This window comes from uncultured Pigmentiphaga sp. (assembly GCF_937950555.1).
Classification (GTDB): domain Bacteria; phylum Pseudomonadota; class Gammaproteobacteria; order Burkholderiales; family Burkholderiaceae_B; genus Pigmentiphaga.
This window is the reverse complement of the sequence record NZ_CALFCW010000030.1, coordinates 282,782-304,977: the sequence shown is the minus strand read 5'-3', so window position 1 is coordinate 304,977 and position 22,196 is coordinate 282,782. Positions and strand designations below refer to the sequence as shown.

The window sequence follows — 22,196 nt, the reverse complement described above, 5'->3', positions numbered from 1 at the left end:
TCGCTTGCCATCAATTGTTCAGCAGGACAAAGAAGGTAACCAAGGCCATGATGCCGACGATCATGGCGAAGGCATAGTGATAGATGTAGCCCGATTGCAGATGGCGGACTACGCCGGCGAACCAACCCACCAGGCGGGCGCTGCCGTTGACCACGAGGCCGTCGATCAGCGAGCGGTCGCCAACTTTCCACAGGCCGCCGCCCAGCGCACGGGCACCGCGCGCGAAGACGGCTTCATTGATCTTGTCCATGAAGTACTTGTTCTCGAGCAGGTTGTACAGCCAGCCTGCGCGAGCCTTGATGGCAGCGGGAATGGCCGGATTGACCATGTAGAAGTACCAAGCAACCACCACGCCTGCCACCATCAGCCAGAAAGGCGCGGTGCCGAAGGCGTGCAGGCCGTATGCGACCCAGCCGTGGAAATGCTCGGCCAGTTGCGCCATGACGGGGTGCTCGGGCGAATTGAAGATGACTCCCTTGAAGAAGTCGCCGAACAGCATGGGCTCGATGGCAATGGCGCCGATGATGACCGAGGGAATTGCCAGCAGCATCAGCGGGACCGTGACCACCGCAGGAGACTCGTGCGGTACGCCGCCATGGTGGCCGTGGTCGTCGTGGCCATGGCCGTGGCCGTGCTCGCCGGACGCATCAAACCGCTCCTTGCCGTGGAACACCAGGAAGTAGAGGCGGAATGAATAGAAGGCGGTCACGAACACGCCGGCCAAGGTCGCGAAGTAGGCAAAGCCCGATCCCCAAACGTTGGAGAGCTTGGCGGCCTCGATGATGTTTTCCTTGGAATAGAAGCCGGCGAAGAACGGCGTGCCGATCAGGGCCAGCGAGCCGAGCAGGAACGTCAGCCAAGTGATGGGCATGTACTTGCGCAGGCCGCCCATGTTGCGGATGTCCTGGTCGTGGTGCATGCCGATGATCACGGATCCCGCCGCCAGGAACAGCAGCGCCTTGAAGAAGGCGTGGGTCATCAGGTGGAAGATTGCCACCGAATAGGCAGACGCGCCCAAGGCCACGGTCATGTAGCCGAGCTGGGACAGCGTCGAATACGCGACGACGCGCTTGATGTCGTTCTGGATGATGCCCAGGAAGCCCATGAACAGCGCAGTGATCGAACCGATCACGATGATGAACGACAGCGCCGTGCTCGACAGCTCGTACAACGGCGAGAAGCGCGCCACCATGAAAATGCCCGCGGTCACCATGGTCGCGGCGTGGATCAGGGCCGAGATGGGCGTCGGGCCCTCCATCGAGTCAGGCAGCCAGACATGCAGCGGGAACTGCGCCGACTTGCCCATGGCGCCCACGAACAAGGCGATGCAGGCCACCGTCAGCAGCATCCAGTCCGTACCCGGGAAGACCATGCCCGCGAGCTTGTCCGACTGCGCGAACACCTCGGTGTAGTTCATCGATCCGGCATAGGCGAACAACAGGCCGATGCCCAGCACGAAACCGAAGTCGCCCACCCGGTTCACCAGGAAGGCCTTCATGTTGGCGAAGATGGCGGTCGGACGGGTATACCAGAAGCCGATCAGCAGGTACGACACCAGGCCCACCGCCTCCCAGCCAAAGAACAGCTGGAGCATGTTGTTGGACATGACCAGCATCAGCATCGAGAAGGTGAACAGCGAGATGTACGCGAAGAAGCGCTGGTAGCCGGGATCGTCCTGCATGTAGCCGATGGTGTAGATATGCACCATCAGCGACACGGACGTGACCACGACCATCATCATGGCCGACAGCGTGTCGATCATGAAGCCGATTTCCAGCTTGACGCCGCCGATCGCGCTCCAGGTGTAGAGCGCGCCGTTGAAGGTGTTCCCCGCCAGCACGTCGTTCAGCACGATGACCGAGCCGACGGCCGACACCAGCACGCCGAGGATGGTCGCCCAATGGGCGCCCGCCCGGCTCACCCACCGGCCGAGGAATCCGGTGCCAAACAAGCCAGCAATGATGGACCCGACGAGCGGGGCGAATGCGATGAGGAGATAGAGCTTAGGTACCGACATGTCTTGATATTCTCGTAGCCCAGACCGTCAGCCCTTCAGCCGGTCAAGTTCATCAACGTTGATCGTGTTCAGGTTGCGGAACAACACAACCAGAATCGCCAGGCCGATGGCGGACTCCGCGGCTGCCACGGTCAGAATGAAGAACACGAACACCTGTCCGCTCAGGTCGCCCATCCAGCTCGAAAAGGCGACAAAATTCATGTTCACCGCCAGCAACATCAGTTCGATCGCCATGAGGAGGACGATGATGTTCCTGCGGTTGAGGAAGATGCCGACGACGCTGATGGCGAACAGGATCGCCCCCAGCACGAGGAAGTGGCCGAGAGTCAAGGTCATAGTTGGCTTCCCTTGGAGTCGGAGGGGGCGGACGCGGCAGCGCTCTCGCCTTCCTGGGAACTTACGGATTGCGACGGAATCTTAACCAGGCGCACGCGGTCTTGGCGGCGCACCCGGATCTGCTCGGACGGACGCGTTACCTTGACGTCGGTACGGCGACGCAGCGTCAGCGCAATGGCGGCAACCATGCCAACGAGCAGGATGACCGCGGCGATCTCCACGGCGTAGATGTACTCGGTGTACATCGCCACGCCTATGGCACGCGTGTTGTTGAAATCAGCCGGCGCCTGCGCCACGCTCGGATCCCAGTACGCGCTCGCCAGCACGAAGGCCATTTCGGCCACCATGATCGCGCCGACGATCATGCCCAGCGGCAGGTGTGCCCGGAACCCTTCCCGCAGCTTGGCCGAGTCGATGTCCAGCATCATCACCACGAACAGGAACAGCACCATCACCGCCCCAACGTAAACGAGGACCAGCAAGATGGCGAGGAACTCGGCCTTCAACAGCATCCAGATCATGGACGCCGTAAAGAACGACAGCACCAGGTGCATGACGGCAGTCACGGGGCTGCGCGCGATGATCACCCGGCAGGCGGCCACGACGAGGATCGCGGCGAAGATATAGAACAGTATGGCGGTCATGGTTTCGGTTACCGGTATTTCGCATCCTGCGCGCGATTCTGCGCGATTTCGGCTTCATAGCGGTCGCCGACCGCCAGCAGCATTTCCTTCGTGAAATACAGATCGCCCCGCTTTTCGCCGTGATACTCGTGGATGTGCGTCTCGACGATGGAGTCGACCGGGCAGCTTTCCTCACAGAAGCCGCAGAAAATGCACTTGGTCAGATCGATGTCGTAGCGGGTGGTGCGGCGCGTGCCGTCTGCACGCGGCTCCGACTCGATCGTGATGGCCACCGCCGGGCAGACTGCCTCGCACAGTTTGCAAGCGATGCACCGCTCTTCCCCGTTGGGATAGCGGCGCAAGGCATGCAGGCCACGAAAGCGCGGAGACATCGGTGTCTTCTCCTCGGGATACTGCACCGTGATCTTGCGGGCGAACATGTATCGCCCCGTCAGGCGCAATCCCTTGAGGAGCTCGGTCAGCATGAGGCTGCCGAAGAATTCCTTGATCGCTTGCATGTTTCAGTTCTGCCTATTCTTGGCTCGCACTCGGCGGGCGCTTACTTCCAGATGTTCCAGGGCGTCTGCATCCAGACCGCCACCACGAGCAGCCAGACCAGCGTCAGCGGAATGAAGACCTTCCAGCCCAGGCGCATGATTTGGTCATAGCGGTAGCGCGGGAAAGACGCGCGGAACCAGATGAACATGGACACCACGACGAACGTCTTGAGCGCCAGCCAAACGATGCCGGGCACCATGTTGAACGGCGCCACGTCGATCGGAGGCAGCCAGCCCCCCAGGAACATGATCGAGGCGAGCGCCGAGAGCAGGATCATGTTGGCGTATTCACCCAGGAAGAACAGGGCGAAGGCCATGCCCGAATATTCCACCATGTGCCCGGCGACGATCTCCGACTCGCCCTCCACCACGTCGAACGGGTGGCGGTTGGTTTCCGCCACGGCCGAGATCACGTAGATGACGAACAGGGGCAGCAGCGGCAGCCAGTTCCAGGACAGGAACGACAAGCCCATGTCGGCGAAGCGGCCACTGGCCTGCTTCAAGACGATCTCGCTCATGTTCAGGCTGCCGGAAACCAGCAACACCGTCACCAGCACGAAACCGATGGCCAGCTCGTAAGACACCATCTGCGCCGAGGCACGCAGCGCGCCGAGGAAGGCGTACTTCGAGTTGGACGCCCAGCCGGCGATGATCACGCCGTAAACGCCCAGCGAAGTGATCGCCATGATGTAGAGCAGGCCGGCGTTGACGTCGGCGAGCACCACCTCGGGGCTGAACGGCATGACCGCCCAGGCCGCCAGCGCCGGCATCAACACCACCACGGGCGCCACGATGTAGAGCACCTTGTTGGCGTTGCTGGGGACGATGACCTCCTTGGTCAGCAGCTTCAGCACGTCGGCGAACGGCTGCAGCAACCCCTTGGGCCCTACCCGGTTCGGCCCGAGGCGGATGTGCATCCAGCCGATCATCTTGCGCTCCCAGTACGTGAGGTACGCCACGCACAAGATGATGGGTATCGCGATGCAGACGATCTTGACGATGTTCCACACCACCGACCAGGCCGCCGGCCCGATCAGCTCCGTTCCTTGAGCCTGAAGGACGTCGATCCACTGCATCAGGCACGCTCCACGCTGAGTTGTTCGAACGCGCTGCCCAGTGCGAAGGTCGAGGCATGGGCGGCGGCAACACGCACGGCGCCGGCCGGCACCGTGTCATCCAAAGATACGAAGAGTTCGACCGACCCGGTGCCGGACTTCACCCGCACGCGGTCGCCGTCGGCCAACCCCAGTTCGGCCAGGGTCGCCGCATTCACGCGCGCGGTCGGCGCCGCCGCAGCCGGCGTAGCCTGCAACGAAGGCGCGCGCCGGACGATGGCGTCGCTGAAATACACCGGCACGTCGGCCACGCGCTGCAGGCCCTGCACCGCCTTGCCGAGGCCTGGCTTGGCGGCAAAGGCATTGGACAGGCGCGGGGCGATCTCGCCGGCGAGCACCGCATCGCGCACGGATTCGGAGGTTTCGTCGTCAAAGCCGGGCAGCTCCAGGGCGTTGCCCAGCACGCGCAGCACTTTCCAGCCGGGACGGGTCAGCCCCAGCGGACGCACCGTGCCCTTGAAGCTCTGCACCCGCCCCTCGGCATTGACGAAGGTGCCCGAGGTTTCCGTGAAGGGGGCGACGGGCAGCATGACGTGCGCCCAGTCCTGGGCAGACGAACGGTACGGCGTCAGCGCCACGTTGAACTGTGCCGAGCGCAGCGCCTGCAGGGCAGCCACGCCGTTGTCTGCGTCCAGCGCCGGTTCGGCATGAAGCACGATATAGGCCTTGAGCGGTTCGGCGAACATTTGCGCCGCGGTCTTGCCGCCGCGCACCGGCACGGCTTCGGCCAGGTAGCCGCCGACGGTATTGCCGCCCTCGACCGTAAAGCCCAGGCGTGCCGAAATCGAGCCGGCAATCAACTGCGCATTGGCGGCCAGCGTGCTGGCCTGGGGATGCTGGGCGGCCAGGTTTCCGAGCAGCACTGCGCCGTTTTCGGATGCGGCCAGCAAAGCAGCGATGCGGGTCGCGGCCTCGCCCGGTTGGACGTCGGCGAGCTCGGGCGCCACGACGGCTTCCTTGGCCCGCGCGACTGCCACGGCGATCTCGGCGAGCACAGAAGGCAACGCAGCCGGTGCCACCGTGATGCGCTCGGCCACGGGCATCAGCGGATCGTCGGCGGCGACGTCGACCAGGATGACCTGGGTACCAGCCTTGGCGGCCTGGCGCAGGCGTTGCGCCAGGAGCGGGTGATCCTTGCGTAGGAACGAACCGATCACCAGCGCGCAATCGAGCTTGCCGACATCGGCCAGCGCCAGCCCCAGCCAGGGCGTGCCGTTGCGAACGGCATCGAAGCCGACATCGGTCTGGCGCAGGCGGAAGTCGATATTGTCAGACCCCAAGCCGCGCACCAACCGTGCCAGCAGCGCAAATTCTTCGGTGGTCGAGTATTGGGCAGCCAGCGCGCCGATCTGGCCAGCGCCGAAGCTATTCTTCACCGACTGCAGGCCGGCCGCGACGGCATCGAGCGCCTCGGGCCACTCGACTTCCTTCCATTGGCCGTCCGCGCCCCGCACCATCGGCGCGGTCAGGCGATCCTCGCTGTTCAGGCCTTCATACGAAAACCGGTCGCGGTCGCTGATCCAGCACTCGTTGACGGCTTCGTTCTCGAAGGGGACGACCCGCATTACGCGGTCGTTCTTGACCTGCACGATCAGGTTGGCGCCGATGCTGTCATGCGGGCTGATCGATTTGCGGCGCGCCAGCTCCCAGGTCCGCGCGCTGTAGCGGAACGGCTTGGAAGTCAGTGCGCCGACCGGGCACAGGTCGATCATGTTCCCCGACAGTTCCGACTCGACGGCACGGCCGACGAAGGTCGTGATCTCCGAGTGTTCCCCCCGGTTGAGCATGCCCAGCTCCATCACGCCGGCAATCTCTTGGCCGAAGCGCACGCAGCGGGTGCAGTGGATGCAACGGGTCATTTCCTCGGCCGAGACCAACGGGCCGAGATTCTTGTGGAACACCACGCGCTTCTCCTCGCTGTAGCGCGAGGACGAACCACCATAGCCGACCGCCAAGTCTTGCAGCTGGCACTCGCCGCCCTGATCGCAGATCGGGCAGTCCAGCGGGTGGTTGATCAGCAGGAACTCCATCACGCCTTTCTGGGCGTTGATGGCCTTTTCGGAAGCAGTATGGACCACCATGCCGTTGCTGACCGGGGTGGCACAGGCGGGCAACGGCTTGGGGGCCTTTTCGACGTCGACCAGACACATGCGGCAGTTTGCCGCGATCGACAGCTTCTTGTGATAGCAGAAATGCGGCACGTAAAGGCCGACCTTCTGGGCGGCATGCATGATCATGCTGCCCTCGGCCACCTCCACTTTCTTGCCGTCGATCGTAATTTCAACCATCTTGTTTCCGTTTGCCCCCACTACGGGCGGGGCGTATGCGTTTCGGTAAATACTTTCGTTACGGGCAAACCGCCGGCTACAGGTACTGAGGCACCAAGCAACGCTTGTTCTCGATGTGGTACATGAACTCGTCGCGATAGTGCTTCAGGAATCCGCGCACCGGCATCGCCGCGGCGTCGCCCAGCGCGCAGATCGTCCGGCCCATGATATTTCCGGCCACGGAATCGAGCAGGTCCAGGTCTTCCGGACGCCCCTTGCCGCTCTCGATGCGATGGACCACGCGATAGAGCCAGCCCGTGCCTTCGCGGCACGGCGTGCATTGGCCGCAGCTTTCTTCGTAATAGAAGTAGGACAAGCGCAGCAGCGACTTCACCATGCAACGCGTCTCGTCCATGACGATGACTGCGCCCGAGCCCAGCATCGACCCGGCCTTGGCGATCGAGTCGTAATCCATCGTGCAGTCCATCATGATGTCCGCGGGCACGACCGGGGCACTCGACCCGCCGGGAATCACGGCCTTGAGCTTGCGGCCGCCGCGCACGCCGCCGGCCAGTTCAAGCAGCTTGGAGAATGGCGTGCCCAACGGCACCTCGTAGTTACCGGGATACTCGACGTCGCCGGAGACCGAGAACAGCTTGGTGCCGCCGTTGTTGGGCTTGCCCACCTGCAAATAGGCCTCGCCGCCATTGCGGATGATCCACGGCACCGCGGCAAACGTCTCGGTGTTGTTGATGGTGGTGGGCTTGCCATACAGGCCGAAGCTCGCCGGGAACGGCGGCTTGAAGCGCGGCTGCCCCTTCTTGCCTTCCAACGACTCCAGCAGCGCGGTTTCCTCGCCGCAGATATAGGCGCCGTAGCCGTGGTGGGCATGCAGCTGGAAGCTGAAGCCCGAGCCCAGGATGTCGTCGCCCAGGAACCCGGCCGCGCGGGCCTCTTCCAGCGCTTCCTCGAATCGCTCGTACACCTCGAAGATTTCGCCGTGGATATAGTTGTATCCCACGGAGATGCCCATCGCGTAGGCGGCGATGGCCATGCCCTCGATCACGATATGCGGGTTGTAGCGCAGGATGTCCCGGTCCTTGAACGTACCCGGCTCGCCTTCGTCGGAGTTGCAGACCAGGTACTTCTGCCCGGGGAAGGTCCGCGGCATGAAGCTCCACTTCAGCCCTGTCGGGAAGCCCGCACCGCCGCGTCCGCGTAGCCCCGAAGCCTTGACTTCGGCGATGACCTGCTCCGGCGTCATGCTGGACAGGACTTTGCGCAGGGCCTCGTACCCGCCGCGCGCAACGTAATCTTTCAGGCGCCAGTTGTTGCCGTCCAGGCCCGCCATGATCTGCGGGTCGATGTGGCGGTTGTGGAACGCCGTGCTGATGACCGGTACGGCCATGCTCATTTTGCACCTCCGGCACTCGCCTCGGCCTTGAGCTCGTCGATGAGTGCGTCGAGCTTGGCTTCGGACATCTGAATGCACATACGCTTGTTGTTCACCAGCAGGACCGGCGCGTCGCCGCAGGCTCCCATGCACTCGCCCTCGATGACGGTAAACAGGCCGTCGGCGGTGGTTTCCTTGAAATCCACGCCCAGCTTCTGCTTGAGATAGTGCGCGGCCTTCTCGCCGTCGCGCAGCGCACAGGGCAGGTTCGTGCAGACCGATATCTTGTACTTGCCCATCGGCCTGAGGTTGTACATGTTGTAGAAGGTCGCGACCTCTTGCACGGCGATGGGCGGCATGCCGAGGATCTTCGCCACTTCTTCCATCACCTCTTGCGACAGCCAGCCCTTTTCGTCCTGCGCAATGGCGAGCGCCGCCATCACGGCGGACTGTTTCTGGTCGGCCGGGTACTTGGCGATTTCGCGGTCGATCTTCTTGAGGGCCTGTTCGGAAAGCAGCATGGTGGTATCCGGTTGGGACGCAGTCATGGCTTCAGCGGTCGATCTCGCCGAACACGATGTCCTGCGTGCCGATAATCGTGACGGCATCGGCGATCATGTGACCGCGCGCCATCTCGTCCAGCGATTGCAAGTGGGCAAAGCCCGGGGCCCGTATCTTCAGCCGATACGGCTTGTTGGCGCCATCGGACACCAGATAGATGCCGAATTCGCCCTTCGGATGCTCGACGGCCGAGTACACCTCGCCCGGCGGCACGTGAAAACCTTCGGTGAAGAGCTTGAAGTGATGGATCAGCTCTTCCATGCTGGTCTTCATTTCGGCGCGGCTCGGCGGGGCGACCTTGTGGTTGCTCGTCATGACCGGGCCGGGGTTCTTGCGCAGCCAGTCTACGCACTGCTTGATGATGCGATTGCTTTGGCGCATCTCTTCGACGCGCACCAGGTAACGATCGTAGCAATCGCCATTGACGCCGACCGGCACGTCGAACTCGAGCCGGTCATAGACTTCATAGGGCTGCATCTTGCGCAAGTCCCATGCGATGCCGGAACCGCGCAGCATGGGGCCGGTGAAGCCGAGTGCTTTGGCACGCTCGGGGCTTACGACGCCGACGTCCACGAGGCGCTGCTTCCAGATCCGGTTATCCGTCAGCAGAGTTTCGTACTCGTCCACGTAACCGGGGAAGCGCTCGGTGAACGCTTCGATGAAGTCGAGCAGAGAACCGGAGCGATCCTCGTTCAGCTTCTTCAGCTCTTTCTCGCTGCGCAGCTTGCTCGGCCGGTATTGCGGCATGCGGTCTGGCAGGTCGCGGTAGACGCCGCCCGGACGATAGTAGGCGGCGTGCATGCGCGCGCCCGAGACTGCCTCGTAGCAGTCCATCAAGTCTTCCCGCTCGCGGAACGCATACAGGAACACCGCCATCGCCCCGACGTCGAGCGCGTGCGAGCCCAGCGACATCAGGTGGTTCAGGATGCGGGTGATCTCATCGAACATGACCCGGATGTACTGCGCCCGGATCGGCACCTCGATGCCCAGCAGCCTTTCGATCGCCATGACATAGGCATGCTCGTTGCACATCATGGACACGTAGTCGAGACGGTCCATGTAAGGCAAGGCCTGCAGGAAGGTCTTGTGCTCGGCGAGCTTCTCGGTCGCGCGGTGCAACAGCCCGATGTGCGGGTCGGCACGCTGGATGACCTCGCCGTCCAGCTCCAGGACCAGGCGCAACACTCCGTGCGCGGCCGGGTGCTGCGGACCGAAGTTGAGGGTGTAATTCTTGATCTCTGCCATATCAATAGTCCATTGCCGGCCGCGCCGCCTTCGACGCCTGCACGATCCGATCCTGCATCAGCGGGAAGCAAGGCGAGCTCATCGACCCACCCCGTAACCCTCTTCCCGCACGACGCGGGGAATGAGCTCGCGCGGCTCGATGGTGACGGGCTGGTAGATGACCCGCTTTTGTTCCGGATCGAACCGCATTTCGACGTTGCCCGACAACGGGAAGTCCTTGCGGAACGGATGGCCGATGAAGCCGTAATCGGTGAGGATGCGACGCAGGTCGGGGTGGCCTTCGAACAGCACGCCGAAAAGATCGAAAGCCTCGCGCTCGTACCAATTGACGCTGGGCCAGATGTCGACGAGCGACGGGACGACGGGCATGTCGTCGTCGGGCGCGTAGGTGCGCACGCGCAACCGCCAGTTGTGGGTGATCGAGGTCAAGTGCAGCACCACGGCAAAGCGCGCGCTCTCGCGCACTTCATTGCCGTACGTCGAGTAGTCGACACCGCACAAGTCGATGCAGGTTTCGAAATGCAGGCTGGGATCGTCGCGCAGCGTCCGGCAAACCTCGACGTATCGTTCGACGGGAACCTCGAGCGTCAGCTCTCCCAGGGCGAGCGTGAGACGGATGTCTTCGCCCAAAGCGCGAAGCAGATTCTGGCGCAGGGTTTCAAGCTTGGTCATGAGCGCTCGGATCAAAAGACGACGCCGGGCAGGCTGCGGCCTGTCCGGACGAGAAGGAATGGATGAAAGGTCGGTGCACCGGCATCGAGGTCAGCGCGCGATCGTGTTGGTGCGCCGGATCTTGTTCTGCAGCTGCAGCAGGCCGTACACCAGCGCTTCGGCCGTGGGAGGACAGCCCGGGACGTAGACGTCGACCGGGACGATGCGGTCGCAGCCGCGCACCACCGAATAAGAATAGTGGTAATAGCCGCCGCCGTTGGCGCACGACCCCATGGACACCACCCACCGGGGCTCCGGCATCTGGTCGTACACCTTGCGCAAGGCCGGGGCCATTTTGTTGCAGAGGGTTCCCGCGACGATCATCAGATCGGACTGACGGGGACTCGGCCGAAAAATGATGCCGAAGCGGTCGAGGTCATAGCGCGCCGCACCGGCATGCATCATCTCGACCGCACAACAGGCCAGGCCGAACGTCATGGGCCACAGCGAGCCGGTCTTGGCCCAATTGATGACCTTGTCCGCGGTCGTGGTAATGAAACCTTGATTGAGAATTCCGTCGATAGCCATTGATGAAACCCGGTGTCCTTCGGCTGGCCGCTGGGATCACTCCCAGTCGAGCGCGCCCTTTTTCCATTCGTACACGAAACCGACCACGAGAACGGCCAGAAACACCGCCACGGCACTGAACCCCAGCAGGCCCACCTGCTCGTTGGCCATCGCCCACGGGAACAGGAAAGCAATCTCGAGATCAAAGAGGATGAACAGGATGGCGACGAGGTAGTAGCGCACGTCGAACTTCATGCGGGCATCCTCGAAGGCCTCGAAGCCGCATTCATACGGCGAGAGTTTTTCGCTGTCGGGCCGGCGCGGGCCGAGCACGGCGCCGAGGAACATCAGCGCGAATCCGATGACGCTGCCCACGATGATGAACAGCAGGACAGGAAGGTAACTCTCGATATTCATCAGGCAACCTGTTCGAGTCACGTCCCAGGCAAGGGGCTGCCCGAAACGTCATTGGCAAAATTGGCAGGAGCGGACCAGACTTCCTTGCTATGAACGGCAAGCGATACCGCCTGCAGGGCCCAACCGGGGCGGCGCCATGCCAAACCGCTAGCCCACACTTACATGCAAGGATGTATGTTTTTGCGCGGACTGCTGGGTTCATTCAGCCTTGCGAGTCGGCGCCAAACAAAACTGTCTTACCGGTAACTGTCGGACACGCATGTTTCATACCCATGCTGGTCCGACAGAAAGTATAGCGCAAACCCTGAGTCCGCCGAAACGTCACGCCCGGCTTGCGCGCCTGGGAAAACCGCATCGCGCATGGCTTACGGCGGGCTGAACGGGATGCCCGTGCGCGAGGCGGCCCGACGTCAGTCGTACCGGCGCGCCAACCCCGAAACGTCGCCCGTGAATACCTCGGGATCTTCATTCCGGATGGCGCGATACAGGTCGGCGCAGAACGCCGAGACGGGGGTCCGCGCACCGAACTCGCCCGCCATGTCCCGGGCGATGCCGATGTCCTTGGCCATGAGCTCCACGGCGGTGCGCACCGGCTCGTACACGCCCGCTGCCATCCCGGGGCCGAACAGCTGCAAGGGCAAGGAATCCGCAAACCCGCCGGCCAGCGCGGGCGCGAGCTGGCTGACGTCCACCCCTGCTCTGCGCGCCAGCCCGTAGGTTTCGGCAATCGTGAGCACGTTCACGGCCACGATCATCTGGTTGCAGATCTTGGTCGTCTGCCCGGCCCCGGCGGGACCCATGTGCGTGACTCGCCTCGCAACGACGTCCAGCAGCGGGCGTGCCGCCGCCAGGTCGTCAGCCTCTCCGCCTACGAAACAGATCAGCGTGCCCTGCTCCGCGCCCGGCACCCCGCCCGAGACCGGGGCATCCAGCCACGCTGCGCCATTGCGCTGGCGCAGCCGTGCACCGATTCGACGGGCCTCGTCCGGCGCGATGGTGGAAAAATCGACCACGACCTTGCCGGTGGCATCCGGCACGGTCGCGAGCCCATCGTCACCGAAAACGGCCGCCTCGACGGCCGCTCCGTCCTTCACGCAGATACCGACCAGTTCGGAGCCAGCGAGCACGGCAGCGGGCGTCTGGGCCACGCCAGCGCCCTCCGCCTCCAGGGCGGCCGCCTTCGACGGCGTCCGGTTCCAGACCGTCACCCGATGGCCTGCCGCCAGAAGACGGCGGACCATGGGCGTCCCCATGTTGCCGAGCCCGATGAAACCGATATGACGAGGCGCCGCATCCATATGCATCCTTCTCCGACAATGATCGCCGCATCATATCTCGCCGGAATTGGCGCGCTGCGGGATACCTCCCCGCCCCGCTGCGCCGCCCTTCGCCCAGGGGACGCGCCCCCGGCCCCGTGCGTGTCTCCGCGGTGACCGACGATCTGCTGGCGCATCCTCCGCGTCATTCATCCATTTGGGTTAACGTATCGGCATCATCAATTTACCCCTTCCCGCCCTCGTCCCCGACTTCATGCCGACCCGTACGCATCGCAACCGATGGCGAGTGCGCGGAGAAATCACCTCCCGCCGCGAAGTCATCCAAAGAACCATCACCGTCACGCTGGTCATCATCCTCGTGGCCGATTTGGTCGACCTTGGGTTCAACCTCATCTACGCCCCGCAGCAGATCGTCCGTTCCGCCGTGCAGACTACCTTCATCTCAGGCGTGCTCGGCACGATCGTGGTCTACACCTCGGCCATGGCCAACTACAAGCTCTACCAGATGAAGGCCCATCTGGCCGAGCTGAACCGGCTGGACCCGCACACGGGGCTCCTCAACCGACGGGCCTTCATCGAGGTCGCAGAATCCGTCCTGATGTCGGACAAGCCGCACGCATTAATGCTCGTGGACATCGATGCGTTCAAGCACATCAACGACACCCACGGACACCCGGTCGGGGACCATGTGATCGTGACGCTGGCCCAGTTGATGCGGAACAGCCTCGCGCCCCGCGGCGAAGTCGCACGCATGGGAGGAGAAGAGTTTGCGGCGCTGCTCCTGCCCTCCGCGCAGGAGGATGCCCTTCACCTGGCCAGCGAACTCGTGGCGCGCGTGGCGGCCACCGACTTCTCCACGGGCGGCGAGCCGCTGCACATCACCATCAGCGCCGGCGTGGCGCCGCTGCGCCCCGGCATGAGCTTTGCCGAGGTCTATGCCCGCGCCGACCAGGCCATGTACCGGTCCAAGGCGGCCGGCGGCAACCGCGCCACGCTCGCGGCCTAGCCCCCCACACCACGAACCACCGCTTCCGCACGACGGCTTCAGCACGTCCGGGCTGAGGCACAGGCCAACCGCCGGCGCACGACGCCCCTTGGGGCCCGCTCCGCGCGGCAAAAAAATTTCTCATACGTGCCATAAGAACATTTCATTTGGCTAGCCGCTCCCGCGCTCGGCACAATGCCCCGGACTCGAACAAGCCCGGTCACCCACGAACGGGCACACTTCGCGGAGACAAGAATGAAAATGAAGGAGACTTTGGCGGGAGCCCTGCTCATCGCCATGGCAGGCACCGCCCAGGCACAGGACTACCCCAGCCGTCCGATACGCATGGTCGTTCCCTTCGCCGCAGGCGGCGTCGTGGACGTAACCGCCCGGCTCCTGGCCCAGAAGCTGACGGAGCGCCTGGGCTGGAACGTCATCGTGGAAAACAAACCCGGGGGCAACGGCTTCATCGCGGTCACCAACGTGGCGCAAGCCCCGGCCGACGGCTATACGCTCCTGATGGCCCACACAGGCGAATTCTCGGTCAACCCAGCGCTGTTCAAGCATGTTCCTTACGACCTGGAGCGTGATTTCAAGCCCATCACGCTGGTCAGTGACACGCCGCTGCTCCTGGTAGCCAACTCCGCCACCCCCTACAAGACCTTCGACGACGTGGTCAAGGCTGCCAAAGCCAAGCCGGACGCGCTTGCCTTTTCCTCGCCAGGCGCGGGCAGCTACAACCACCTCGCCGGCGAGTGGTTCGCCTTGGAAGCCGGAATCAAGCTCATGCACGTCCCGTACAAGGGCGGCGCCCCGGCCATGGCGGCCGTTGCCGGCGGCGAGGTACCACTGGGCGTGGTGGCCGTACCTGCGGTACTCCCCCACGTCAAGACGGGCCGCGTCAACGTGATTGGTTTGCTGACCCGCAAGACCATGTCCGACCACCCCGACTGGAAGACGGCCCAAAGCGCGGGCATACCCAACGTGGACGCGTCGAACTGGGTGGGGATGTTCGCGCCCAAAGGGACGCCGGACGCCATCATCGAGAAGCTGCACCGCGAAGTCGCCCAGACGCTGTCGGATCCCTCCGTCGTGGCGCGATTCGCAGACAACGGGGCGACGGTCGGTGGCATCTCGCCCGCGGAATTCAAGCAGCGGATCGAATTCGACCTGAAGAATGTCCGCAACGTCATTGAACGCGCCAAGATCGAACCCTGAGTGCCGCGCGCCGAACCTACGGAAGATCGACGATAAAGACACGATGACCAAAGCCAAGGCAAACGGATTGGACCTGAGGAGTTGGCTCGCCGACGTCGAATCCAGGAAAGAGCTCAAGCGCGTCTCGGGAGCCGACTGGAATCTGGAACTGGGCGCGATTTCCGAGCTCAACGTCAAGAAGCCGGACCCAAAGGCGCTGCTGTTCGACGACGTTCCCGGTTACCCGTCCGGCTACCGGGTACTGACGTGCAGCACATCGAACGCTATCCGGCTCGCCAACATCCTTCGCTTGGGCGAAGTCGCCGGCCACCAGGAGCTGGTCGCCAAGCTGCGGGGCCGTCCCAACGCCTGGAAAGGGCGCGCCGCGGAGTACGACCCGATCGTGGCCGAGACCGGACCCGTGTTCGAACATGTCATGTCGGGCGCAGCCGTGGACGTATCCGCATTTCCCGCCCCGCTCTGGCACGAGAAGGACGGTGGCCGGTACATCGGTACCGGCTGCATGGTGGTCACCCGGGACCTGGATTCGGAATGGGTCAACGTCGGCACCTATCGCGTCATGATCCACGATCGCAACCACGTCGGGCTGGACATGATCCCGGGCAAGCACGGCGCCATCCAGTACGACAAGCACATGGCCGCGGGCAAGCCGTTCCCGGTTGCCATCGTGCTCGGCTGCGACCCCTTGGGATACACCATCTCAGGCATCGAAGTTCCCTACGGCATGTGCGAGTACAACTACATCGGCGCCATCCTTGGCCAGCCGGTGGAAGTGGTGCGCGGCCAAGTCACCGGCCTGCCCTTTCCTTCGGCCTCGGAGATCGTGCTCGAAGGATGGGCCCATCCGGGGGACATCAAAGAAGAAGGCCCATTCGGGGAGTTCCACGGGTATTACCCCGGCAAGCAAGGCGTCTCGCCCGTCGTGACGGTCGAGCGCATTTACTATCGCTCGGCGCCCATACTGCTCGGCAGCCCACCGGCCAAACCGCCCAACGACTATTCCTACTCGAAGGCTGTCATGCGCTCGGCGCTGCTGATGGACGCGCTGCAGGCCGCAGGCGTGCCTGACGTCCAGGCCGTGTGGGCCCACGAGATCGGCGGTGCGCGGATGTTCAACGTAGTGTCGATCAAGCAGCGCTATCCGGGCCATGCCCGCCAGGCCGGCCACCTGCTGCTCAACTGCGGCGTGGGCGCGTACATGTCGCGCTGGGCCGTGGTCGTGGACGAAGACATCGATCCGGCGAACTTGCAGGAAGTGATGTGGGCGGTGGCCACGCGCGCCGACCCCGAGCGCGACGTCGACATCATCCGGCGAGGCATGGGATCGAAAAACGACCCGCTATACGTCACCTTCGGCACCGACACGCCCTTCAACTCCAAGGCCGTCATCGACGCCTGCCGGCCGTACGACTACCTGGCGCAGTTCCCCGAGGTCGCCGAGGCGAGCAAATCGCTACAAGCCGCCACGCGCCAGAAGTGGCGCCACATCCTGGACGAATGACCGAAAAACCGAGGAGACGACATGAATAAGTTCGCAATCGCGGCAGGGCTCGCTGCCGCCGTGACCGCAGGAGGTGTGCAGGCCCAGTCCTGGCCCACCCGGCCCATCACCCTGGTCGTGCCGTTTGCCCCGGGCGGAGTCGCCGACACGGTGGCCCGCCCCCTGGCCGAAGCCATGGCCCGCAAGCTGGGCCAGCCGGTGGTGGTGGAAAACAAGGTCGGCTCCGGCGGCGCGGTGGGCACGGCCCACGTCGCGCGTGCGAAACCGGACGGATACACCATACTGATCTCGCTCCCGGCCATCTCCAGCATGCCCACCGCGGACAAGCTGATCGGACGCCAGCCGATGTACCAGATCGACCAGTTCGCACCCATCGCCCGCATCACGGCCGACCCCACCGTACTGGTGGTGCGCAGTGACAGCCCCTGGAAAACGGCGCAGGAGTTCATCGAATACGGCCGCAAAGAGCAGATCACGTACGGCTCATCCGGCGTGTACGGCACGCTGCACATGTACATGGCTTCGCTCGCCAACGCCGCGGGGATGAAAACCCTCCACGTGCCATACGGCGGTGCCGGCCCGGCCATGGTGGCGCTATTGGGCAAGCAGATCCAGGCTCTCGCCGCTTCGCCCGGCTCGGTCAAGCAACACGTCGACAGCGGCTCGGTGCGTGTCCTGGCGCACTGGGGCGACGAGCCCATCGAGGCTTTTCCTAAGCTGCCCAGCCTGAAATCCCTCGGCTACAACGTCGAGTTCTACCAGTGGAGCGGCCTGTTCGCGCCGGCTGGCACGCCCCCCGAAGTGCTCGACAAACTGGGCGACGCCGTCAAGTTCGCCATCGAAGACGCCAAAGTGCGCAAGGTCATCGAAGAAGGGGCTGGCCTGCCCATCAAGTACCTGAACAGCACCGATTTCGCCAAGTTCTGGAAAGAGGACGCAGAAGGACAAATCCAGGCCGTGCTGCGGATCGGCAAAGTCGAATAACCCGAGTACAACGAGAATCCGAGATGTCATTGCAATACAGCTCCTCTGCAGACGGAACGCGCATCGCGTACGTTTTGCACGGTACGCCCGACGCGACGCGACGCTTCGCGCTCATCCATTCACTCGCCATGGACCATAGTTTCTGGGATCCGGTCGTCAAGGAGCTGGGCCCCGGCGTGGCAGTCGCGGCCGTGGACGCGCGGGGCCACGGACAGTCCGACAAGCCGGCGGGCCCCTATCGCGTGGAGACGTTCGCCGACGACGTCACCGGTGTGCTCGACGCCCTGGGTTGGGAGCGTGCGGTGATCGGCGGCGCCTCGATGGGCGGCAGCGTTGCGCTAGCCTTCGCGATTCGTCACCCCGGCCGCACCGCCGGACTGGGACTCTTCGACACGACCGCGTGGTACGGGCCCAACGCCCCCTCCGACTGGGAAGGCCGTGGCCAGAAAGCGGTGCAGGAGGGGCTTGCGAGCCTGCTCTCTTTCCAAGAAACGCGTTGGTTCACGGATGACTTCCGCCGCGAGCGCCCTGAGATCGTCGAAGGCAGCAAGCGCGTGTTCCTGGCCAACGACGTCAAGGCCTATTTGGAAACCTGCCGCATGCTCGGCAACATGGATTTGCGCGGCGGGCTCGCGGGCATCCAGGCGCCGACCCAGATCCTGGTGGGCGAAGAGGACTACGCCACTCCCATCGCCATGGCGCAGGCGCTGGCCGACGCCATTCCCAACTCGACGATGCGCATTCTGTCCCAGGCGCGGCATCTCTCGCCGCTCGAGCGTCCGCGCGAAGTCGCCGAGAGTCTGCTGGCATTGGCCCAAAGCTAGCCGAGGATCGCCCATGTCTGCATTTGAACTGTTACAGCCTTCGACGCTGGAAGAAGCGCTCGAAATCATTGCCGCGCCCGGCTTTGCCGGCCGCCCCGTAAGCGGCGCGACGGCCATTTCGCTGATGCGGCGCGCCGGCGTATTGAACGTCGACAGCCTGGTGAGCCTGGAGCGCCTGCGCGAAAGCATGCGTGGCATCCATCTCGCCAGCGACGGCCAGGCGCAGGTGGACGGCCTGGTCACGCTGGGCGAAATGGAAAATCATGCCGGGTTGGCCGCGTCTCATCCCATCCTCCCCGCGGTGTTCGCGACGCTGGCCAACCCGCGCGTGCGCAACGTCGCAATGATAGGCGGCTACCTCGCCCACGGGGATCCCCACATGGATCTTCCGCCCGTCCTGAGCGCCTTGAACGCCCGCGTCCTCGCGCAAAGCGTGCGGGGCTCGCGGGAAATTCCGGTCGACGAGCTTTACCGTGGCTACTACGAAACCTCGCTCGAAGCCGACGAGCTAATCACTCGCCTCGTGATTCCGCCGCAGCCGGCCTGTGCACACTACAAGAAGGTCACGACCCGCGCCCGCCATGACTGGCCCACATTGGGCATCGCGGCCGCCTTCGATATGGAAGACGGGCGTATCGTGCGCCCCAGGATCTTCATCGGTGCGGCAACGGACCGCCCCCTGCGCCTGGTACAGGCAGAAGCCGCCGTCGCGGGCGAGGCGTGGACGGAAGCCTTGGCCCGGCGCGCCGCCGAGGCGGCCGCAGGCGAAGCGGTGCTGGTACCCGACAGCCACGGCAGCGTGGAATACAAGCAAGCCCTGCTGCGCGCCCATCTTCCCGAGGTCTTCGAGCGGGCCCTGAAAGCCCCCAAACCGGCAGCGAGACAAGCATGACGACAGAACGCCCTCCCCTCCACCGGCTCGGCAAAGGCCTGCGCCGCCTCGAGGCCGTGGACAAAGTCACCGGCCGCGCCGACTACACCCATCACGTATCGTTGCCCGGCATGCTGCATGCCAAGATCGTCCGTAGCCACGTGGCGCATGGACGGCTGCGCAGCATCGACACCACGGCAGCGAAGGCGGTTCCTGGCGTGTATGGCGTCTTTACCGGCGCCGATATCCTCAAGGTCATTCCCGAACCCTATTACGGCCCGGCCTTCCACGATCAGCCGATTCTTGCCATCGATAAAGTGCGATACGTCGGGGAACCCGTGGCCGCCGTGGTAGCCGAATCGCCTCACGCTGCCGAAGAAGCGGCCGGACTGGTTCAAGTCGACATCGAAGAACTGCCCGCCGTGCTGGACGAAGTCGAAGCCATGCACTCCGACGTATACGTGCACGAATCGTTGCGGCCGGCCGGGACGTTTGCCGACCTGAAACACCTGGACGGCATCCGCAACACCAACGTGGCGTTGACATTCCACCTGAAGAAGGGCGACTGCGAGGCAGCGTTCAAGAACGCTCACCGCGTGTTCAAGAACACCTTCAAGACCCACCAGGTGATGCACGTTCCGCTCGAACCCATGGTGTCGGTGGCCGACGTGCGCCACTCCCACGCCTACCTGTACACGGCCAGCCAGACGCCGTCATTCGCCCGGACGGAGATCGCCCGTTTGCTGGGATGGAAGGAGAACCAGGTCACCATCAAGACAGCATTCCTCGGTGGCGGCTTCGGCTGCAAGCTGTACGTCAAGCTCGAACCGCTCGCCGTCGCCCTGAGCATGCTGAGCCAACGGCCCGTCCGCGTGGCGCTGACCATGGCCGAACAGTTCTACACGATCACCCGCCATCCCACCACCTTTACCATCGAATCGGCAGTGGATGAAACGGGCCGCATTCTGGCGCGGCGCTGCGAAGTCATCTGGAACGGCGGCGCCTACGCGGACATCGGTCCGCGCGTCACGCAGAAGTCGGGCTTCACCGCCCCCGGCCCCTACGACATAGCCAACGTCGAGGTCACCTCCGTCGCGGTGTACACCAACCGCCCCCCCGCCGGCGCTTTCCGCGGATTCGGCATTCCGCAGCTGGTCTGGGCCTACGAAAGCCAGAGCGACATCATTGCCCGGGAAATGGGCATCGACCCCCTCGAATTCCGCCTGCGCAACGCCCTGGCCGACGGCAAGCGCCACGCTACCGGTACCGTCATGAAAAGCGCGGCCATCCCTCAGGTGCTCACGCGTCTGGCCGAACGCTTCGGATGGCACGAGCCTTTCGAGCGGGGAAGCGGCCGCTACCGGCGCGGCCGAGGCTTGGGCATAGGCATCAAGGCCTGTGTTTCGCCCACGACATCAGTCGCGGCGGTGTCCGTCGCCGCGGACGGCAGTTGCAGCGTGCAATGCAACACCGTCGACATGGGCCAGGGCTCGGATACGCTGATGGCCATGATCGTGTCCGAAGTACTGGGCGTGCCGGCCGAGACCGTATCGGTGGTTCACCCCGACACCGACGCCTCCCCCTACGACATGGCGACCCTGGGATCGCGCTCCACCTTCCACATGGGACACGCGGTCCGCCTGGCGGCCGAAGACGCGCTGGCCAAGCTGCGCGCGATGGCCAAAGACGTCGGCTTGGACGATGTCGACCCCGGCAACCTCGGGGCGCTCTTCGTCCGCAAATTCGGCATGCAGGCCGGCACGGTCATCGGCACCGGCATCTACAAGCCCACCTATCAATCACCCGACAAGACCACCGGTCAATCGGAAGACATTACGCCCAACTGGATGATAGGCGGCACGGCCATGGAAATCGAGGTCGACACCGAAACCGGCATGTATACGATCCTGCGCATGGAGAACGTGGTCGATTGCGGCACGGCCCTCAATCCCCTCGTGGTCCAGACGCAGATCAGCGGCGCGGCCATCATGCAGCTCGGTACGGTCACGCTGGAGGAGATGGAGTTCGACGAACAAGGTCAGCTGCGCAACGCTGGCCTGTCTGAATACAAGATTCCCGGCATCCAGGACATTCCCCGCGCGATCGGCTGCGAGACTGTCGACGCCTACCAGGAAAACGGCCCCTTCGGCGGCAAAGGCGTGGGAGAAAGCGGCACCTTCGGCGTCGCGTCCGCACTTGCCGCAGCCATCGAGGACGCCGTAGGCGTCCGAATCACGCAACTGCCCATCCGTCCCGAAAAAATCTGGGAGGGGATGCGGGCCAAACAGGAACAGCAGGCATGAACATCGACATCGAGTTCGAACTCAACGGACGCCCCGAACGCAGGCACGTCGACGTACGCGACAACGCCATCGACGTACTGGGCCGCTGCGGCCTGAAAGCCGCGCGGGAAAGTTGCGGCCAAGGGCTGTGCGGCTGTTGCACCCTCTACGTGGACGGCGCGCCGGTCTCGGGTTGTCTATACCCGGCTTGGAAACTGCAGGACAAACGGGTCGAGACGCTCGAGGCGCTCAATGAAGCGAACAGCGAGCTCGACCCCGTCCAGCAGGCATTCATCGAATGCGGCGCGTTCCAATGCGGGTTCTGCACGCCAGGTTTCGTCATGATGACGCGCAAGCTGCTCGAGGCCCATCCGCGGCCGACCGATGCCCAGATCGAACACTATCTGGCGGGCAACCTGTGCCGCTGCGGCACCTACCCTGAAATCATCGCTGCGGTGCGGTTGGCCGCAGAGCGCATCGCCGCCCGTAACTAAGGAGCACATTG

At 63.9% G+C, this 22,196-nt stretch carries 21 protein-coding genes; 8 read left to right on the top strand and 13 right to left on the bottom strand.

Translation table 11 applies throughout. From position 1 onward, the window contains the following. Positions 1-10: 10 nt before the first annotated feature. From nuoL to Q0319_RS07960, 13 genes are all read right to left on the bottom strand, one after another. Entirely contained in the window at positions 11-2,017 is a 2,007-nt protein-coding gene (nuoL, locus tag Q0319_RS08020; protein WP_299451699.1) for an NADH-quinone oxidoreductase subunit L, read from the bottom strand. Between the two features lie 27 nt (positions 2,018-2,044). After that, positions 2,045-2,353, bottom strand: a complete 309-nt coding sequence (gene nuoK, locus Q0319_RS08015) for an NADH-quinone oxidoreductase subunit NuoK (RefSeq protein ID WP_296464033.1) — start codon at positions 2,351-2,353, stop codon at positions 2,045-2,047. Then, positions 2,350-2,997, bottom strand: a complete 648-nt coding sequence (locus Q0319_RS08010) for an NADH-quinone oxidoreductase subunit J (RefSeq protein ID WP_296464031.1) — start codon at positions 2,995-2,997, stop codon at positions 2,350-2,352. The genes nuoK and Q0319_RS08010 overlap by 4 nt, the downstream gene beginning before the upstream one ends. Before the next feature lie 8 nt (positions 2,998-3,005). Next, a complete protein-coding gene (gene nuoI, locus Q0319_RS08005) occupies positions 3,006-3,494 on the bottom strand; it encodes an NADH-quinone oxidoreductase subunit NuoI (RefSeq protein WP_299451696.1) in 489 nt (162 codons plus the stop codon). 41 nt (positions 3,495-3,535) lie between these two features. Further along, complete coding sequence (gene nuoH / locus Q0319_RS08000; protein ID WP_296464027.1) at positions 3,536-4,609, bottom strand: NADH-quinone oxidoreductase subunit NuoH; 1,074 nt, start codon at positions 4,607-4,609, stop codon at positions 3,536-3,538. After that, positions 4,609-6,936 carry an NADH-quinone oxidoreductase subunit NuoG gene (nuoG, locus tag Q0319_RS07995; protein WP_299451695.1) on the bottom strand — a complete coding sequence of 776 codons (2,328 nt, stop codon included), beginning with the start codon at positions 6,934-6,936 and terminating at the stop codon, positions 4,609-4,611. Before nuoG ends, nuoH begins: the two co-directional genes overlap by 1 nt. A gap of 76 nt (positions 6,937-7,012) precedes the next feature. Then, complete coding sequence (gene nuoF, locus Q0319_RS07990) at positions 7,013-8,329, bottom strand: NADH-quinone oxidoreductase subunit NuoF (RefSeq protein WP_296464022.1); 1,317 nt, start codon at positions 8,327-8,329, stop codon at positions 7,013-7,015. Next, positions 8,326-8,829: an NADH-quinone oxidoreductase subunit NuoE gene (gene nuoE, locus Q0319_RS07985; protein ID WP_296464021.1), complete on the bottom strand. Its 504-nt coding sequence runs from the start codon at positions 8,827-8,829 to the stop codon at positions 8,326-8,328. The genes nuoF and nuoE overlap by 4 nt, the downstream gene beginning before the upstream one ends. Positions 8,830-8,860: 31 nt before the next feature. Then, complete coding sequence (locus Q0319_RS07980; RefSeq protein WP_296464018.1) at positions 8,861-10,114, bottom strand: NADH-quinone oxidoreductase subunit D; 1,254 nt, start codon at positions 10,112-10,114, stop codon at positions 8,861-8,863. A 78-nt stretch (positions 10,115-10,192) separates the two neighbouring features. Continuing rightward, on the bottom strand, positions 10,193-10,786 hold the full coding sequence (locus Q0319_RS07975) for an NADH-quinone oxidoreductase subunit C (protein ID WP_296464016.1): 594 nt from the start codon (positions 10,784-10,786) through the stop codon (positions 10,193-10,195). Positions 10,787-10,876: 90 nt separating this feature from the next. Then, complete coding sequence (locus Q0319_RS07970) at positions 10,877-11,353, bottom strand: NADH-quinone oxidoreductase subunit B (RefSeq protein ID WP_296464014.1); 477 nt, start codon at positions 11,351-11,353, stop codon at positions 10,877-10,879. A 36-nt stretch (positions 11,354-11,389) separates the two neighbouring features. Next, positions 11,390-11,749, bottom strand: a complete 360-nt coding sequence (locus Q0319_RS07965) for an NADH-quinone oxidoreductase subunit A (RefSeq protein ID WP_299451691.1) — start codon at positions 11,747-11,749, stop codon at positions 11,390-11,392. A gap of 410 nt (positions 11,750-12,159) precedes the next feature. Next, positions 12,160-13,047 (bottom strand): NAD(P)-dependent oxidoreductase, encoded by an 888-nt coding sequence (locus tag Q0319_RS07960; protein ID WP_296464010.1) that lies wholly within the window; start codon positions 13,045-13,047, stop codon positions 12,160-12,162. 232 nt (positions 13,048-13,279) lie between these two features. On the opposite strand from Q0319_RS07960, the gene Q0319_RS07955 reads away from it, so the two are divergent. From Q0319_RS07955 to Q0319_RS07920, 8 genes are all read left to right on the top strand, one after another. Then, a complete protein-coding gene (locus Q0319_RS07955; RefSeq protein WP_299451689.1) occupies positions 13,280-14,032 on the top strand; it encodes a GGDEF domain-containing protein in 753 nt (250 codons plus the stop codon). Between the two features lie 234 nt (positions 14,033-14,266). Beyond that, on the top strand, positions 14,267-15,229 hold the full coding sequence (locus Q0319_RS07950; RefSeq protein ID WP_296467331.1) for a tripartite tricarboxylate transporter substrate binding protein: 963 nt from the start codon (positions 14,267-14,269) through the stop codon (positions 15,227-15,229). Positions 15,230-15,272: 43 nt separating this feature from the next. Then, entirely contained in the window at positions 15,273-16,730 is a 1,458-nt protein-coding gene (locus tag Q0319_RS07945; protein ID WP_296467334.1) for a UbiD family decarboxylase, read from the top strand. 21 nt (positions 16,731-16,751) lie between these two features. Then, positions 16,752-17,714, top strand: coding sequence for a tripartite tricarboxylate transporter substrate binding protein (locus Q0319_RS07940; protein WP_296467337.1), 963 nt, complete (start codon positions 16,752-16,754; stop codon positions 17,712-17,714). Between the two features lie 23 nt (positions 17,715-17,737). After that, complete coding sequence (locus Q0319_RS07935) at positions 17,738-18,538, top strand: alpha/beta fold hydrolase (protein WP_296467342.1); 801 nt, start codon at positions 17,738-17,740, stop codon at positions 18,536-18,538. Between the two features lie 13 nt (positions 18,539-18,551). After that, positions 18,552-19,430, top strand: coding sequence for an FAD binding domain-containing protein (locus Q0319_RS07930; protein WP_296467345.1), 879 nt, complete (start codon positions 18,552-18,554; stop codon positions 19,428-19,430). Next, the gene (locus Q0319_RS07925) at positions 19,427-21,712 is read left to right on the top strand and encodes a xanthine dehydrogenase family protein molybdopterin-binding subunit (protein ID WP_299451685.1); all 2,286 of its coding nucleotides are present in this window, start codon (positions 19,427-19,429) and stop codon (positions 21,710-21,712) included. Before Q0319_RS07930 ends, Q0319_RS07925 begins: the two co-directional genes overlap by 4 nt. Then, entirely contained in the window at positions 21,709-22,185 is a 477-nt protein-coding gene (locus tag Q0319_RS07920) for a (2Fe-2S)-binding protein (RefSeq protein WP_299451683.1), read from the top strand. The genes Q0319_RS07925 and Q0319_RS07920 overlap by 4 nt, the downstream gene beginning before the upstream one ends. Positions 22,186-22,196: the final 11 nt, after the last annotated feature.